Source organism: Paraburkholderia sp. BR14320 (assembly GCF_040948665.1).
Classification (GTDB): domain Bacteria; phylum Pseudomonadota; class Gammaproteobacteria; order Burkholderiales; family Burkholderiaceae; genus Paraburkholderia; species Paraburkholderia youngii.
Genome location: NZ_JBFPKG010000006.1, coordinates 13,014 through 29,401 on the forward strand (window position 1 = coordinate 13,014; position 16,388 = coordinate 29,401).

Annotated in this window: 11 protein-coding genes; 8 read left to right on the forward strand and 3 right to left on the reverse strand. The window is 65.1% G+C overall.

Annotation, left to right across the window (positions count from 1 at the left end):
- The first annotated feature begins 131 nt into the window (after positions 1-131).
- The 8 genes from AB3X89_RS08135 to truB all read left to right on the forward strand — a co-directional run bounded on the left by AB3X89_RS08135 (position 132) and on the right by truB (position 11,795).
- Complete coding sequence (locus AB3X89_RS08135; protein WP_368582700.1) at positions 132-1,352, forward strand: pyridoxal phosphate-dependent aminotransferase; 1,221 nt, start codon at positions 132-134, stop codon at positions 1,350-1,352.
- Positions 1,353-1,728: 376 nt separating this feature from the next.
- Complete coding sequence (gene scpB / locus AB3X89_RS08140) at positions 1,729-2,772, forward strand: SMC-Scp complex subunit ScpB (protein WP_368582701.1); 1,044 nt, start codon at positions 1,729-1,731, stop codon at positions 2,770-2,772.
- A 64-nt stretch (positions 2,773-2,836) separates the two neighbouring features.
- The gene (gene rluB / locus AB3X89_RS08145) at positions 2,837-4,621 is read left to right on the forward strand and encodes a 23S rRNA pseudouridine(2605) synthase RluB (RefSeq protein ID WP_368582702.1); all 1,785 of its coding nucleotides are present in this window, start codon (positions 2,837-2,839) and stop codon (positions 4,619-4,621) included.
- Positions 4,622-5,244: 623 nt separating this feature from the next.
- The gene (gene rimP, locus AB3X89_RS08150; protein WP_006052964.1) at positions 5,245-5,703 is read left to right on the forward strand and encodes a ribosome maturation factor RimP; all 459 of its coding nucleotides are present in this window, start codon (positions 5,245-5,247) and stop codon (positions 5,701-5,703) included.
- On the forward strand, positions 5,700-7,175 hold the full coding sequence (gene nusA, locus AB3X89_RS08155; protein WP_018432253.1) for a transcription termination factor NusA: 1,476 nt from the start codon (positions 5,700-5,702) through the stop codon (positions 7,173-7,175). Before rimP ends, nusA begins: the two co-directional genes overlap by 4 nt.
- Before the next feature lie 94 nt (positions 7,176-7,269).
- Positions 7,270-10,197: a translation initiation factor IF-2 gene (infB, locus tag AB3X89_RS08160; RefSeq protein ID WP_368582703.1), complete on the forward strand. Its 2,928-nt coding sequence runs from the start codon at positions 7,270-7,272 to the stop codon at positions 10,195-10,197.
- A gap of 220 nt (positions 10,198-10,417) precedes the next feature.
- A complete protein-coding gene (gene rbfA / locus AB3X89_RS08165; RefSeq protein ID WP_008922231.1) occupies positions 10,418-10,783 on the forward strand; it encodes a 30S ribosome-binding factor RbfA in 366 nt (121 codons plus the stop codon).
- Positions 10,784-10,859: 76 nt separating this feature from the next.
- Entirely contained in the window at positions 10,860-11,795 is a 936-nt protein-coding gene (gene truB / locus AB3X89_RS08170) for a tRNA pseudouridine(55) synthase TruB (RefSeq protein ID WP_368582704.1), read from the forward strand.
- Between the two features lie 122 nt (positions 11,796-11,917).
- Here the strand turns inward: truB and AB3X89_RS08175 are convergent, their stop codons facing one another.
- The 3 genes from AB3X89_RS08175 to AB3X89_RS08185 all read right to left on the reverse strand — a co-directional run bounded on the left by AB3X89_RS08175 (position 11,918) and on the right by AB3X89_RS08185 (position 16,359).
- Positions 11,918-13,480: a DHA2 family efflux MFS transporter permease subunit gene (locus tag AB3X89_RS08175; protein WP_368582705.1), complete on the reverse strand. Its 1,563-nt coding sequence runs from the start codon at positions 13,478-13,480 to the stop codon at positions 11,918-11,920.
- Between the two features lie 34 nt (positions 13,481-13,514).
- Entirely contained in the window at positions 13,515-14,756 is a 1,242-nt protein-coding gene (locus AB3X89_RS08180) for an EmrA/EmrK family multidrug efflux transporter periplasmic adaptor subunit (RefSeq protein ID WP_176108913.1), read from the reverse strand.
- Positions 14,757-14,838: 82 nt separating this feature from the next.
- Entirely contained in the window at positions 14,839-16,359 is a 1,521-nt protein-coding gene (locus AB3X89_RS08185) for an efflux transporter outer membrane subunit (RefSeq protein WP_368582706.1), read from the reverse strand.
- Between the last annotated feature and the right edge of the window lie 29 nt (positions 16,360-16,388).

The window sequence follows — 16,388 nt, forward strand, 5'->3', positions numbered from 1 at the left end:
GTGGCCCGCCGCCCACCCGGCACCTGCTTCGCCGCTGTCCGATTACCCGGCGCGCTAAACTACCGCCGTCATCGCGCACGCCTTCGCGTTGCGCCCAGAGCCTCTTATCTTTCACCCTCCCGGAACCCTCGATGAGCGAATTGGACCTGCCCGTGCCCTCCATCCCGAATGCGCGCGACGCCGTGCGCGCGCTGCGTCCATCGCAAATCCGAGAGGTCGCGAACGCCGGTTTCGGCGTGGACGACGTGCTGCCGTTCTGGTTCGGCGAGTCCGACCGCGTCACTCCCGCATTCATCCGCGACGCCGCGAGTGCAGCGCTCGCCGCCGGCGCGACGTTTTACACGCACAACCTCGGCATCGCGCCGTTGCGCGCGGCGCTCGCGGGCTACGTCAGCGAGCTGCACGGCGCAACGTCGCCCGAGCACATCGCGATCACGAGCGCGGGCGTCAACGCGCTGATGCTCGCCGCGCAACTGGTGGTCGGCGCTGGTGACCGGGTCGTCGCGGTGACACCGCTATGGCCGAATCTCGTCGAGATTCCGAAGATTCTCGGCGCGCATGTCGAAACCGTCGCGCTTGGCTACGGCGGACACGGCTGGGAGCTCGACGTCGGGCAATTGCTTGCCGCGCTGACGCCTGCCACGAAGATGCTGATGATCAACTCGCCGAACAATCCGACCGGCTGGGTGATGAATCGCGACGAGCAGCGTACCGTGCTCGAACACTGCCGGCGGCACGGTATCTGGATCGTCGCGGACGAGGTCTACGAGCGGCTCTACTATCCCGGCGACGACGCCGCGCAGGCGGCCGGCGCGCGCACCGCGCCTTCGTTTCTCGATCTCACGACGCGCGACGAACGCGTGACCTGCGTGAATTCGTTCTCGAAAGCCTGGCTGATGACCGGGTGGCGGCTCGGCTGGATCGTCGCGCCGACCGCGTTGATGGACGATCTCGCGAAGCTGGTCGAGTACAACACGTCGTGCGCGCCGTCGTTCGTGCAACAGGCGGGCATCGCGGCGCTCGAGCAGGGCGAGCGCTTTACGCAGGAACTGGTGCGCGACCTGAGGAAGTCGCGTGATCATCTGGTGCGCGCGCTGTCGGCAGTCCCCGGCGTCGATGTGAAGGCTCCGCTGGGCGCGATGTATCTGTTCTTCGCGATGCCGGGCTCGACGCGCAGTCTCGATTTGTGCAAGGCGATGGTGCGTGAGGTCGGGCTCGGCGTAGCGCCTGGCAGCGCGTTCGGGCCGCAAGGCGAGGGGTTCGTGCGCTGGTGCTATGCGTGCGATACGGCGCGGCTAGATGCGGGCGTAGAACGCTTGACGCGGTTTCTGGCGCGCCACGCCGGCGCGTGAGCGCATGGCGTCGCGTGTCCGCCGCGCAGCGTCCTGGCGCGCCGCAAGCGGCGAAAGGCCGCGAATCGTGGATATCTTCTCAGTGGCGACTCGGTCCCCGCGAGCACGGGTACACCGGTCGGCGCCGAAGCAGAAGATGCACGGCAGATCGCGGCTTTACGCCCCGGTCGTTTTTGCGTAATATGGCGCTCAGTTCACGCGAATCCTTTCAGGAATATCGCCGCTCCGTCCGGCTGGGTCTGGCTCGATAAGTCTGTTCGCCACCCCCCGGTGCGTGCTCCCATCAATATGACCGATCAGAATCGGGCGAGCGCGTCTTCAGTTCCACATCGTCTGTTTGATCCGGTTCTTTGACCACAGGGTCTGACCTAGCTGCATGAATACCCAAGAGGCGAAGATCGTCCTCGAGACTGCCTTGATCTGCGCGCAGGAGCCGTTAAAGCTCGGCGAATTGCGCAAGCTCTTTGCCGACGGCGTGTCGGCAGACACTGTTCGGACTTTGCTCGAAGACCTGAAGCGGGACTGGTCTGGGCGCGGTGTGGAGTTGGTCGGGCTGGCGTCGGGCTGGCGGTTTCAAAGCAAGCCCGCGATGCGTTCGTATCTGGATCGACTGCATCCGGAAAAACCGCCGAAATATTCGCGCGCGGTGCTCGAAACGCTCGCGATCATTGCCTACCGGCAACCGGTGACGCGGGGCGACATCGAAGAAATTCGCGGTGTGACGGTGAATACGCAGGTCGTCAAGCAACTCGAGGATCGCGGCTGGATCGAGGTGATCGGTCATCGCGACGTGCCGGGGCGTCCGGCGCTGTATGCGACCACGCGTCAGTTCCTCGACGACCTTGGCCTAACGGCGCTCGACGAATTGCCGCCGCTGGCCGATCCGTCCGCGCAACTGAACGCGGATCTGCTAGGTCAGCACGCAATCGAATTTGCCGAGGGCGATGCGCAAAGCGTGCGGCAGCCAGATCAGGATGCGGAGCGCGACACGGAGAGTGACGCGGACGAACCGGAAGCGGCGGAGCAGTCGGCGTCCGGATTTGCAGCAGCACCGCCCGAGACCATAGCCGAGTCGACGTCCAATCCGGAGCCCCATGCGGAAGCGACCGGGCAGTCCGGCACGACGAATGCGTCAAGTGCATCAGACGCGTCGAGCGCGCCGCACGACACGCAACAACAGCCGGAACCGGCACCTACGGCAACGCAGACCAGCGTCGCCGGTTCGGCACAGAATCACGATCCGGTCGCCCCGACCGATCCGGCAACACCCGCGCACGACTCGGGCGTAGCTCGCAATACGGAGCACGCCGCCGAGCCGAACCCGATCGAGGCGGCGCGCGACGATCCAGAGGATCGCCGCGATGCCGCGCAGGACGCAGGTTTTCTGACCGACGACGAAACCGAGTCGCGCAGCGCCTGACGTGACCGAACTTTTTTTGCCGCGCCCGCAACGGGCGCGCGCGACCTGACATTTTGAGGTTGTTTTGACACATACCCACGACACCGATTCGTCCGAATCCGAGCGCCCCGTGCCGTCGGCGCGGAGCGACGAACGCACTACGCAAGCGTCGGCAGGCGAGGGCGAGCGCCCGGCTCACGGCGCGGAAGCAGAGGGCGAAGAACGCCCCCGCCGCGGTCTGCGTCGCGGGCCGCGCAGCTTGATCGCGCGACGCCGCGCCGGCGCAAAGACTAAGGCGGCCGAGGGCGCGCCCGCGCAAGGCGCGCCGGTCGTCGCCGAAACGCCGCCGGACGGCGAGGTCGTCGCCCAGGCGCGCGCACCGCGCAAGGACGCGGGCGCGAAACAGGGCGGCCGTCGCAATGCCGGCGGCGCGGCGAAGCGCGAGGGCGCGCCACGCGAAGGCCAGCGCGAACGTCAGCCGCGCGAAGGTCAACGTGAGGGCCAGCGCCAGAATCGACGCGGCAACGATGCGGCCGTGGCCTCCGAATCGGCTCAGGACGATCTGTTCTCGTATGTGACATCGCCCGCATTCGACGCCGACAACACCACCACTGGCGGCGTACGCGCGCCGATGCTGCGCCGTGGCAAGGCAGCGGGCCCGAAGCGCGTGCTGTCGCCCGATGACGACGCGCCGAAGCTGCATAAGGTGCTAGCCGAGGCGGGCATGGGCTCGCGCCGCGACATGGAAGAGCTGATCATCGCAGGCCGGGTGTCGGTGAACGGCGAGCCGGCGCACATCGGCCAGCGCATCATGCCGACCGACCAGGTTCGCATCAACGGCAAGCCGGTCAAGCGCAAGCTCGCCAGCAAGCCGCCGCGCGTGCTGCTGTACCACAAACCGACCGGCGAAATCGTCAGCCACGCGGACCCAGAAGGCCGCCCGTCGGTGTTCGACAAGCTGCCGCCGATGAAAACCGCCAAGTGGGTCGCGGTCGGCCGTCTCGACTTCAACACCGAAGGTCTGCTGATGCTGACCACCTCGGGCGATCTCGCGAACCGCTTCATGCATCCGCGTTACAGCGTCGAGCGCGAATATGCGGTGCGTGTCGTCGGCGAACTGGCCGAGGGTATGCGCCAGAAACTGCTGCACGGCGTAGAACTCGAGGACGGCCCGGCGAACTTCCTGCGCATCCGCGATGGCGGCGGCGAAGGCACTAATCACTGGTACCACGTCGCGCTCGCCGAAGGGCGGAATCGCGAAGTGCGCCGCATGTTCGAAGCGGCCGGCCTGATGGTCAGCCGGCTGATCCGCACTCGCCATGGCCCGATCTCGCTGCCGCGTGGTCTGAAGCGCGGCCGCTGGGAGGAGCTCGAGGATAATCAGGTGCGCGCGCTGATGGCCTCGGTCGGCCTGAAGGCGCCGGCCGAGGAACGCGGTAGCCGCAATGCGGCGCCGGAGCGTCGTCAGCCGGATCCGATGCAGACGTCGATGGGCTTCATCAACCGCGAGCCGGTGCTGATGTCGCATAGCCGCTTCGAGCAGCAGCCGCGCGGCCAGGGCCGCCGCGGCGCGGCGGGCGGCGGCTTCGGCGCAGGCACGGGGAGCGGCGCTGGCTTTGGTGCCGGCGTAGGCAATCGTGGCCCCGGCGGGCAGCGCGGCCGCGATGTCGACGGCAATCGCGCGCCGTCGCCGAACGGCAATCGTGCACGCACGGGCGGCAAGCGTGCCGGCCCGGCCGGCAACAGCGCCGGCAATCGCGGGCCGGGTGGCAATCGTGGCGGCAACACCAACCGCGCCGGTGGTAACGCGGGTCCGGGCGGCGCAAATCGTGGTGGTGGCACGTCGCGCGGTCGCTCGCGGGGTCGTTAGGCGGGGCGCTGTACCGTTGAGCGGCCATAGCCTTCGGTGCGGTTCGTACGACCTGCAGGGCTAGGACCGCTTCAGACGGCTCGCTCAGCAAACGCGACGCACATCAATGCTGAACGCTTACCGGACGCGCCGTTTTTTGTTTTTGCCGATTCTATGCCGCCTCTCGTCTGCCTCGTTCGAGCGGCTTCCCGATGCGTCAAACCCCGCGCGAGACGGCATCGAATACCCAAAGGACGATTCACCGCAACGTGTTGGCGTGGCCCGTCCTGGCTCCCTTTCCGCACGGCTCGCGCGACCTTGCAAAAGCCCGGATTTGCCGCCACATGGTCGAAAGATTCCTATCAAATCAAGCGGAAATGCGGATCGCCCGTCGTTCTGCGGATTGCCTTTGGGCCGAAAAATGGCTACAATCGCGAAGTCGCTGGGCGTACGGTTTCATGTGCGGCTCAGGTGCGACCACCGGCAATAAGATGATGGGCGTTCAGCCCATTTTTTTTTGCCGCTCAGTTCATCGTGGTTCGGCATCTCGGGTTCGCACCAACGTGCGCCGGCTTGGCGCGCGGCCCGCATTGGTTGTTTGCAGAAGAGGCGAGGCTCGCTGCGCGAACATCTAAGAGGGCACTGTGCAACTGACGGAACTGATTGAAACCACGGTCGTGGGACTCGGCTACGAGCTCGTCGATCTCGAGCGCACCGGGCGCGGCATGTTGTGTATCTATATCGACCAGCCGGCCGGCATCGCAATCGAAGACTGCGAGAAAGTCACGCGTCAGCTCCAGCACGTTCTGACGGTCGAAAATATCGATTACGAGCGGCTCGAAGTTTCGTCGCCCGGTCTCGACCGCCCGCTGAAAAAACTGGCGGATTTTGAACGTTTCGCGGGCAGCGAAGCGGTTATCACACTGAAAAAGCCATTAGACGGTCGGAAATCGTACCGGGGTATTTTGCATGCCCCGCAGGGCGAGACGATCGGTCTGGAATTTGAAGGAAAAGAAGGCGCCGCGATGCTCGATTTCACGCTCGCGGACATGGACAAGGCGCGCCTTGTTCCGAAAGTTGACTTTAGGAGCCGCAAACAATGAGTCGCGAAGTGTTGATGCTGGTGGATGCGCTGGCACGCGAGAAGAATGTCGATAAGGACGTGGTATTTGCCGCGCTCGAAGCGGCTCTCGCTTCGGCCTCCAAGAAACTCTTCGAAGAAGATGCGGATATCCGCGTCCACATCGACCGTGAAAGCGGCGAGCACGAAACGTTTCGCCGCTGGAAAGTGGTGCCGGACGAAGCCGGTCTGCAGGAGCCGGATCAGGAAATCCTGCTGTTCGAGGCGCGCGAGCAGCAGCCCAACATCCAGCTCGACGAGTTCATCGAGGAGCCGGTGCCGTCGATCGAATTCGGCCGTATCGGCGCGCAGGCGGCCAAGCAGGTGATCCTGCAGAAGGTGCGCGATGCCGAGCGCGAGCAGATCCTGAACGACTTCCTCGAGCGCGGCGAACACATCATGACCGGCTCGGTGAAGCGCCTCGACAAGGGCAACTTCATCGTAGAGTCGGGCCGCGTCGAAGCGCTGCTGCGGCGTGACCAGCTGATCCCGAAGGAAAACCTTCGCGTGGGCGACCGCGTGCGCGCGTATATCGCAAAGGTCGACCGCACCGCGCGTGGTCCGCAGATCGAGCTGTCGCGTACGGCGCCGGAATTCCTGATGAAGCTGTTCGAGATGGAAGTGCCGGAAATCGAGCAGGGCTTGCTCGAGATCAAGGCGGCCGCACGCGATCCGGGCGTGCGCGCGAAGATCGGTGTAGTCGCTTATGACAAGCGCATCGATCCGATCGGCACCTGTGTCGGTATTCGCGGCTCGCGCGTGCAGGCCGTACGCAACGAGCTCGGTGGCGAAAACGTCGACATCGTGCTATGGTCGGAAGACCCCGCCCAGTTCGTGATCGGCGCGCTCGCGCCGGCAGCCGTGCAGTCGATCGTCGTCGATGAAGAAAAGCATTCGATGGACGTCGTCGTCGACGAGAACGAACTCGCGGTCGCGATCGGCCGCAGCGGCCAGAACGTGCGACTTGCCAGCGAGCTCACCGGCTGGCAGATCAACATCATGACGCCGGACGAATCTGCGCAGAAGCAGAATCAGGAGCGCGGCGTCCTGCGTGACCTGTTCATGGCGCGTCTCGATGTCGACGAGGAAGTCGCCGACATCCTGATCGACGAAGGCTTCACGAGCCTCGAAGAGATCGCCTACGTGCCGCTCAACGAAATGCTCGAAATCGAGGCATTCGACGAAGACACCGTTCACGAACTGCGCAACCGCTCGCGCGACGCGCTGTTGACGATGGCGATCGCGAACGAAGAAAAGGTCGAGAATGTAGCGCTCGACCTGAAGAGCCTGGACGGCATGGACGCCGACCTGCTCGCGAAACTGGCCGAACATCAGATCCAGACTCGCGACGAACTCGCCGAGCTGGCCGTGGATGAACTGGTCGAGATGACTGGGATGGGAGAGGATGCCGCTAAGGCGTTGATCATGAAAGCACGTGAACACTGGTTCCAGTGAGAAATGACCATGGCGCACTGAATTGAACGCGGCCGTGAGGCCGCATGACCCGATGCTAACCGCAAGGAATCGGTCCTTGCATTAAGAGGAATGAATGGCGAGTAACAACGTAGCCCAATTTGCCGCGGAACTGAAAATGCCTGCTGGCGTGCTGCTCGAGCAGCTGCAGGCAGCGGGCGTCCAGAAAGCGAGCGAAGACGACAACCTGTCCGAGGCGGACAAGGCGCGTCTGCTCGATCACTTGCGCAAGTCGCATGGCTCGAACGATGCCGACAAGCGCAAGATCACGCTGACGCGCCGGCATACGTCGGAGATCAAGCAGTCCGATGCGACGGGCAAAGCTCGCACCATTCAGGTCGAGGTGCGCAAGAAGCGCACGTTCGTCCGCCGCGACGAGACCGTCGCGGAAGGCGGGGATGCATCGAATCATGTGGCCGAAAACGCGGACGTCGAGGATCTCGAACTGCAGCGTCGTGAGGAAGAAGCACGTCACGAAGCGGAGCTGCTCGAAAAGCAGGCACAGGAGCTGAAGGCGCGTCAGGAACAGCTCGAGCGCGAAGAGGCCGAGCGTCAGGCGCGCGAGCAGGCTGCCGAAGCCGAACGTCAGCGCGCGGAAGAAGAAGCGAAGAAGCGGGCAGCGGCTGCGGCCGATGCGGCGGCTCGCGAGAAGGCTCAGCAGGCGGCGGCGCAAGCCGCTGCGCCGGTTGCCGCGAAGGCAAGCGAGCAGGACGACGAACGCGCGGCAGCGGAACGCGCCGCGCAACGTGAAGCTGCGAAGAAAGCGGAAGACGCTGCGCGCGTGGCTGCCGAAAAGGCGCGCGCCGAACAGGAAGAAATCGCCAAGCGCCGTGCGGCGGCCGAAGCCGAAGCGCGCGCGATTCGCGAAATGATGAACACACCGCGCAAGGCGCAGGTGAAGGCGCCGGAACCGGCACCGAAGCCCGTCGAGCCGGCCAAGGCTGCCGAAGCCAAGGGTACGCTGCACAAGCCGGCGCGTCCGGCTGGCGAAGCACCGGCTCGCCCCGCAGCCAGGAAGCCGGCGGCCGCGGCTCCGGCACCCGCAAGCGCACCGTCCGCGGGCGACAAGAAGAAGCCCGGCGCCGGCGGCAAGGGCGGCGGCAACTGGCAGGACGACGCAGCGAAGCGCCGCGGCATCAAGACGCGCGGCGATTCAAGCGGCGGCGTCGATCGCGGCTGGCGCGGCGGTCCGAAGGGTCGTGGCAAGCATCAGGAGCAGACCACCACGTTCCAGGCGCCGACCGAACCGATTGTGCGTGAAGTGCACGTGCCGGAGACCATCACGGTGGCGGATCTCGCACACAAGATGGCGGTGAAGGCTTCGGAAGTCATCAAGGTGATGATGAAGCTCGGCCAGATGGTCACGATTAACCAGATGCTGGACCAGGAAACGGCGATGATCATCGTCGAGGAACTGGGCCATCGTGCGCTCGCGGCGAAGCTGGACGATCCGGAAGCCATGCTGGTCGAAGGCGAAGCGAGCGATGCTGAAGCGCTGCCGCGTCCGCCGGTCGTTACCGTCATGGGTCACGTCGACCACGGCAAGACCTCGCTGCTCGACTACATCCGCCGCGCGAAGGTTGCGGCAGGCGAAGCGGGCGGCATTACGCAGCACATCGGCGCTTACCACGTCGAAACGCCGCGTGGCGTGATCACGTTCCTCGACACGCCGGGTCACGAAGCCTTTACGGCAATGCGTGCCCGCGGTGCGAAAGCAACGGACATCGTGATCCTGGTGGTGGCGGCCGACGACGGCGTGATGCCGCAGACGAAGGAAGCGATCTCCCACGCGAAGGCTGGCGGCGTGCCGCTCGTCGTCGCGATCAACAAGATCGACAAGCCGGAAGCGAATCCGGAGCGCGTGAAGCAGGAACTCGTCACGGAAGGCGTCGTGCCGGAAGAGTACGGCGGCGACTCGCCGTTCGTGCCGGTGTCGGCGAAGACTGGCGCGGGCATCGACGATCTGCTCGAAAACGTGCTGCTGCAGGCCGAAGTGCTGGAGTTGAAGGCACCGGTCGAATCGCCGGCCAAGGGGCTCGTGATCGAAGCGAAGCTCGATAAGGGTAAGGGTCCGGTCGCAACGATCCTCGTCCAGTCGGGTACGCTGAACCGCGGCGACGTCGTGCTGGCAGGCAGCGCCTACGGTCGCGTGCGCGCCATGCTCGACGAAACCGGCAAACCGACCAAGTCGGCTGGTCCGTCGATCCCGGTCGAAATTCAGGGTCTGTCGGAAGTGCCGCAGGCTGGCGAAGAAGTGATCGTGATGCCGGACGAGCGCAAGGCGCGTGAAGTTGCGCTGTTTCGTCAGGGCAAGTTCCGCGACGTCAAGCTCGCGAAGCAGCAGGCCGCGAAGCTCGAGACCATGCTCGAGCAGATGGGCGAAGGCGAAGTGCAGTACATGCCGCTCATCGTCAAGGCCGATGTGCAGGGTTCGCAGGAAGCACTGGTGCAGTCGCTGCAGAAGCTCTCCACCGACGAAGTGCGCGTGCAGATCGTGCATGGCGCGGTCGGCGGCATCAGCGAGTCGGACGTCAACCTCGCGACGGCGTCGAAGGCGGTCATCATCGGCTTCAACACCCGCGCGGATGCGCAGGCTCGCAAGCTCGCGGAAGCCAATGGCGTCGATATCCGCTACTACAACATCATCTACGACGCGGTGGATGACGTGAAGGCGGCGATGTCGGGCATGCTGGCGCCGGAGAAGCGCGAAGTCGTGACGGGCACGGTCGAAGTGCGCCAGGTCTTCAAGGTACCGAAGGTCGGCACGGTGGCGGGCTGTATGGTCACGGACGGTTTCGTCAAGCGCTCGTCGTCGGTGCGCGTGCTGCGCAACAACGTCGTCATCTTCACGGGCGAGCTCGATTCGCTCAAGCGCTTCAAGGACGATGTGAAGGAAGTCCGTCAGGGCTTCGAGTGCGGTATGTCGATCAGGAACTTCAACGATATCGTCGAAGGCGATCAGTTCGAAGTCTTCGAGGTCACCGAAGTCGCGCGTACGCTGTAATCCACGCGGCACGGCACAGCGGGCGGAACGGGCTTGACGCCCGCTCCGCCCGTTGTTTTTGAGCCCGCTGCGTCGGGTTTGTCGCTGGCTTCGTTGCCGCGTTCGTCGCAAACGGACTCTCACCGGTCGCGGCGATCGCGACGCCGTCGTATCGAATGGATAACGAACACGGCTCGCGCGAACCAATTTTTGCATCCGTTATAGCGGAGCACACAACACCATGCCTAAGAAACGTACTACTCCCAATCGCAACGTGCAGATCGCCGATCAGATCCAGCGCGACCTGGCCGAGCTGCTGCGCGAGGTCAAGGATCCGCGCATCGGTATCGTCACGTTTCAGAGCGTCGAGCTGACACCCGACTACGCGCACGCGAAGGTGTACTTCACGACGCTGACGGGCGACCCGCAGCAGACGCTGGAAGCGCTGACGCACGCGGCCGGCCATCTGCGCAACCTGCTGTTCAAGCGCCTGCATATCCATACGGTGCCGACTCTGCATTTTCACTACGACAAGACGATTGAGCGGGCCGTGGAGATGTCGCGGTTGATTGACGAGGCAAATTCCACGCGCGCGAAAGACGACTGAGCGTCTGCGATGCGTCGCGTTCCAGTAGCGCGCGGCGCCGTTTTTCGTGTTTCCCGAACGTTCTGCCTTCCTCGACATGACCGCACCTCAACGCCCCCGCGTGCCGCGTCGCGCGCTCGACGGCGTGCTGCTGCTCGACAAGCCGCTCGGCCTGTCGAGCAACGACGCGCTGATTCGTGCGAAACGTCTCTATCTGGCGAAAAAGGCGGGCCACACCGGCACGCTCGATCCGCTCGCCACCGGCTTGCTGCCGCTTTGTTTCGGCGAGGCCACCAAGTTTTCGCAAGACCTGCTCGAAGCCGACAAGACCTACGAGGCCACGATGCGCCTCGGCATCCGCACGACCACCGGCGACGCCGAGGGCGAGGCGCTCGACATCCGCGCCGTCGACTGCGACGAAGCGGCGGTGCGGGCGGCTTTGCGGGGATTCATCGGCGAGATCGTTCAGGTTCCGCCGATGTACTCGGCGCTCAAGCGCGACGGCAAGCCGCTGTATGAGTACGCGCGCGCCGGTCAAACGGTCGAGCGGGAAGGGCGGCCGGTGACGATTCACGCGCTAGAGCTGATTGCGTGCGCGCTGCCGGATGTCACGTTTCGCGTGACGTGCAGCAAGGGCACGTACGTGCGCACGCTTGCCGAGGATATCGGCGAGGCGCTCGGCTGCGGCGCGCATCTGGTTGCGCTGCGCCGCACCGGCGTCGGCGCGCTGACGCTGGATCATTCGGTCACGCTCGACGCGTTGTCCGCCGCGACCGAGCTCGAACGCGACGCATGGCTGCAGCCGGTCGACGCATTGCTGTCGACGTTCCCGCAGGTCACGCTGAACGACGACGACACGCGTCGCTTCTTGCACGGCCAGCGCCTGAAGCTGTCGTCGTTGACGATCGCCGCTGATGCCGCGAATGCCCCGCGTGTGAGGGTGTACTCGGCGCAGGGGCGGCTTCTGGGGGTCGCAAAACCGGGCGAAGGGGTGCTCGCGCCCGAACGTCTGGTCGTGACGACGGAGAGCTAGAGGCCGCCGTTTTGCCAGCACCGCGCCGACAATAAAAAAGCGGGATCGCCATCGTGCGATCCCGCTTTTTTCACGCCCTACAGTGGAGCGGTGTCGAACTCAAGCAACGCCCCGAATACGACTCAATGCGCCGCAGCCGCCGCCGCTCCCGAGTCGCCGCCCGCCCGTTCCGGCCGCGTGATCCAGATCAGCGCAATCAGCGCGACAAAAATACCGGCCGAAATGAAGAACAGATCGTTCACGCCGAGCTGCGCGGCCTGCTGCGTGACCATGGTGTTGAAGAGACCATAGGTCTGCTGCTGGTCCAGGCCCGCCGCGCCCATCTGATGAATCGACTGACCAAAAACCGGGTTGTAGGCGTTCGCCTGCTCCGTCAGTTGCGCGTGGTGCATGATCGTGCGGTGATCCCACGCGGTCTGGAAAATCGACGTGCCGATACCGCCGCACATGATCCGCACGAAGTTCGACAGCCCCGAGGCCGCCGGAATCCGATGGCCCGGCAAGCCCGACAGCGTGATCGACACGAGCGGTATGAAGAAGCCAGCCATGCCGATTCCCTGAATCAGCGTGGGCAGCATCAGCGAGTACGTATCGACGCCCGTCGTATAGCGCGAGCGCATCCAGAAACACAGCGCGAAAATCAGGAACGACAGCGTCGCGATATAGCGCGGATCGGTGCGCGGCAGCACCTTGCCGGTGATCGGCGACAACAGGATCGCGAACACGCCGACGGGCGCCATCACGAGTCCCGCTTCGGTCGCGGTGTAGCCGATATCGGTCTGCAGCCACAGCGGCAACAGCACGAGATTGCCGAAGTAAAGCCCATAGCCGATCGACAACGCGATCGTGCCGCCAGTGAAATTACGTCGGCTGAACAGCGACAGGTCGACCACCGGATGCTCGGCCGTCAGCTCCCACACGATGAAAAACGCGAGCGCGATCACCGCGACGAGCGCGAGCACGACGATCGTCGTCGACGAGAACCAGTCGAGGTCCTTGCCCTTGTCGAGCATGACCTGCAGCGAGCCGACCCAGACGATCAGAAGACCGAGACCGACGCCGTCGATTGGCGCCTTCTTGATCACCGAGTCGCGGTTGCGGAAGATCATCCACGTGGCGGCGGCCGCGACCGCGCCGACCGGAATGTTGACGTAGAAGATCCACGGCCACGAGATGTTGTCGGAAATCCAGCCGCCGAGAATCGGACCGGCAACCGGCGCGATCAGCGTGGTCATCGCCCACATCGATAGCGCCATTGGCGCCTTCGCGCGCGGATAGCTCGCGAGCAGCAGCGTCTGCGACAGTGGGATCATCGGGCCGGCCACCGCGCCTTGCAGCACGCGCGACGCGAGCAGGAACGGCAGGTTCGGCGACAGCCCGCACATCCATGACGACAGCACGAATAGCACGATCGACGCCATGAACAGCCGCACCTGACCGATGCGGTCGGTGAGCCAGCCGGTCAGCGGCACCGAGATCGCGTTGGCCACCGCGAACGATGTGATCACCCACGTGCCCTGGTCGGACGACACGCCGAGGTCGCCGGAAATCGACGGGATCGACACGTTGGCGATCGACGTGTCCAGGACGTTCATGAACACGGCGAGCGACACCGCGATGGTGCCGATCACCAGTTGCGCGCCCTCGAGCGGCGGGTGAGGGACTTGCGCCTGAGCCTGAGCCATTAAAAGAGCCTTCTAGGAATCGTCGGGCGGAGCCTTAGCTCTTGTGGGCAGCCGGTTTCGTGGCGGCCGCGGCGCTCGCCGCGGTTGACTTCTGCGCGCCGCCGTTCGCGTTCTGGCCAGCGTTTTCCGCGATGATGCGCGCGATTTCCGCGTCGGCTTCGGCGCCGTACTTGTCGAAGACGTTGGTCTGGTAGGCCGTGGACGGCGCCTGACCGAGCTGGCCGCCGGTGTCGTCCTTGATGTTCACGTCAGCCTGCATCGACAGACCGATACGCAGCGGATGCTTCTCGAGTTCCTGCGGATCGAGCGAAATACGCACCGGCAGACGCTGCACGACCTTGATCCAGTTGCCGGTCGCGTTCTGCGCGGGTAGCAGCGAAAACGCCGAGCCAGTGCCGGCGGAGAAGCCGATCACCTTGCCGTGATACGGCACCGAAGAGCCGTAGACGTCGGCCGTCAGTTCGACCGGCTGGCCGATGCGCATGTGCTTCAGTTGCACTTCCTTGAAGTTCGCATCGACCCACACGTCATGCAGCGGCACGATCGCCATCAGCGGCGTGCCCGGCGACACGCGTTGGCCGACCTGCACCGAACGTTTCGCGACATAGCCGGTGACCGGCGCGGGCAGCGTATTGCGAGCGTGGTTCAGGTACGCGTCGCGCAGCTTCGCGGCGGCGGCCTGCACGTTCGGGTGATTCGCGATCGTGGTGTTCGCGGTCAGCGCGCGATTTGCCGCGAGTTGCTGTTTGGCGGCGTCGAGCGCGGCTTGCGCGCTCTTCACGGCGTCGCGTGCGTGCGAGATTTCTTCCTGCGATACCGCGCCGGTCTGCGCGACCGTCATACGGCGCTTCAGGTCGTCCTGGGCTCGCGACAGGTCCGCCTGGCTCGCCGCGACCCGCGCTTCGTACTGGCTGTCGTCGGCGAACAGACCCCGCACCTGACGCACCACCTGCGCAAGATTGGCCTCGGCCTGTTCGAGCGCGACGCGCGCGTCGGCGGGGTCGAGCACGACGAGCGGGTCGCCGGCCTTGACGACCTGGGTGTCGTCCGCATTGACTGCGATCACGGTGCCCGTGACCTGCGGCGTGATCTGCACGACGTTGCCGCTCACGTAGGCGTCGTCGGTGTCTTCATGGAAGCGTGCGTCGAGGAAGTAGTACAGGCCGTACGCGACCGCGGCAATCAGGATCACGATGACGAGCAGCGTCATCATGCGCTTGCGTTTGCCGTTGTTCGCCGCTTGCGGTGGAGTGGCGGGCTGCTGGGGGGTGCTCATTGATGTGCTCCGGGTTCTTTTGAACGTCGTCGTTTGTTCGGTGTTCGTGTGTATGCGTGTGTGTTGGCGCGGGCGGTCTCGCTCAGTTCGCGGCGGTGCTCGTGGCGTGGTTCGCGGAGTTGGCCGATGCGGGAGCATCGGTCGGCACGATGAGACCGGTCTGGGTCGCGTCGAAGCCGCCACCCAGTGCCTTGATCAGGCCGATCTGCAGACTGCGGCGGCGCATCTGCAGACCCGTGACCGTCTGCTCGGCGGCAAGGCGGTTGTCGTCGGCGGTTAGCACCTGCAACTGCGGCGACAGGCCGGCCTTGTAGCGGATCACGGCCAGCTGGTATGCCTTGCTCGACGCCTCGAGCGCGCGCTGGGCGTCGCCTTCCTGGCGGTCGATCGAGCGGATCGACGACACCTGCGTGGATACGTCCTGCAGAGCGTTGATCAACGTCTGGTTGTAGTTCGCAACGTCGCCCTCGAAGTCGGCGTAGCGGCCCTTCAGCTGCGCGCGCAACGCGCCGGCGTCGAAGAGCGGCAGATGGATCGCCGGGCCGAACTGGATCTGACGGCTCGACGAGGTCAGGAAACGGCCCCAGCCGAACGCGTCGAAGCCGAAGCCGGCCGCGAGATTCACGTCCGGGTAGAACTCGGCTTTCGCTTCCTTCACGTCGTGCATCGCGGCCTCGACCTGCCAGCGCGCGGCGACGATGTCAGCGCGACGCGCCACGAGGTCGGCCGGGATGTTGTCCGGCAGCGCGACCACGTTGCCGCCGGTGAGCACCGGCTTGTCGATCTGCAGGCCGCGGTCCGGGCCTTTGCCGAGCAGCGCGCCCAACTGGTAGCGCACGACGGTGATCTGGCCGTCGAGATCGGTCAGGTTCGACTGGCTCGTCGCGATGTTGCCGGCGGCGGTCTGCTTCTCGACGTTGGTGTCGAGACCGGCCTTCACGCGGTTATCCGTGATACGGCCGACGTCCTGGCGGTTCGCGATTTCACGCGCGGCGATGTCGCGGAACGCGTACAGCTGCGCGAGCTGGTTGTAGGTGCTCGCAACCGACGCGGCGAGCGTCACGCGCGCCTGCTGCATGTCGGCTTCGGCGGCTTTCTGCTGCGATACGGCCTGGCCGAGGCGCTGACGATTCTTGCCCCACAGGTCGAGATCCCACGATGCGCTCGCGAGCACGTTGTTCTCGCTAAACCAGGTGCCGCCGAACGGAGGCGGGAAGAGGGCGTTCGCCGAGTACAGTTCGCGGGTCCACGAATAGTTCAGTTCGGCCTTCGGGAATAGCGCCGAGCGCGAGCTTTCGATATACGACGAAGCCTTCGCGAGCCGCGCCTGCGCCTGGGCGATCGACGGGCTGCCCTCGAGCGCTTCCGCGATCAGCTTCGGCAGTTGCGGGTCTCCGAACTGGTTGGCCCAGTCGAGCGATGGCCACTGGCCGCCCTCGTTGGGCAGACTCTGCGTCGACTCGTACTGCGTCGGCGAGGCGATCTGCTTGTCGCTCTTGACGCCGAAGTAGTTCGCGCACCCCGTGAGGGCGAGCGCCGTCACCGCGGCGGCGACAGCGGCCCGGCTCGACAGCGCGGGCGCGGACAGGGAAAGGGATTTCATCGCTCGACTCTTCTTTGAGTGGAATGTAG

Bases quoted from the DNA above. Each gene is read 5' to 3' on its own strand.
- AB3X89_RS08175 (WP_368582705.1), bottom strand. From the start codon at position 13,480: ATGGCTCAGGCTCAGGCGCAAGTCCCTCACCCGCCGCTCGAGGGCGCG.
- AB3X89_RS08135 (WP_368582700.1), top strand. From the start codon at position 132: ATGAGCGAATTGGACCTGCCCGTGCCCTCCATCCCGAATGCGCGCGAC.
- rbfA (WP_008922231.1), top strand. From the start codon at position 10,418: ATGCCTAAGAAACGTACTACTCCCAATCGCAACGTGCAGATCGCCGAT.
- infB (WP_368582703.1), top strand. From the start codon at position 7,270: ATGGCGAGTAACAACGTAGCCCAATTTGCCGCGGAACTGAAAATGCCT.
- truB (WP_368582704.1), top strand. From the start codon at position 10,860: ATGACCGCACCTCAACGCCCCCGCGTGCCGCGTCGCGCGCTCGACGGC.
- AB3X89_RS08180 (WP_176108913.1), bottom strand. From the start codon at position 14,756: ATGAGCACCCCCCAGCAGCCCGCCACTCCACCGCAAGCGGCGAACAAC.
- nusA (WP_018432253.1), top strand. From the start codon at position 5,700: ATGAGTCGCGAAGTGTTGATGCTGGTGGATGCGCTGGCACGCGAGAAG.
- scpB (WP_368582701.1), top strand. From the start codon at position 1,729: ATGAATACCCAAGAGGCGAAGATCGTCCTCGAGACTGCCTTGATCTGC.
- AB3X89_RS08185 (WP_368582706.1), bottom strand. From the start codon at position 16,359: ATGAAATCCCTTTCCCTGTCCGCGCCCGCGCTGTCGAGCCGGGCCGCT.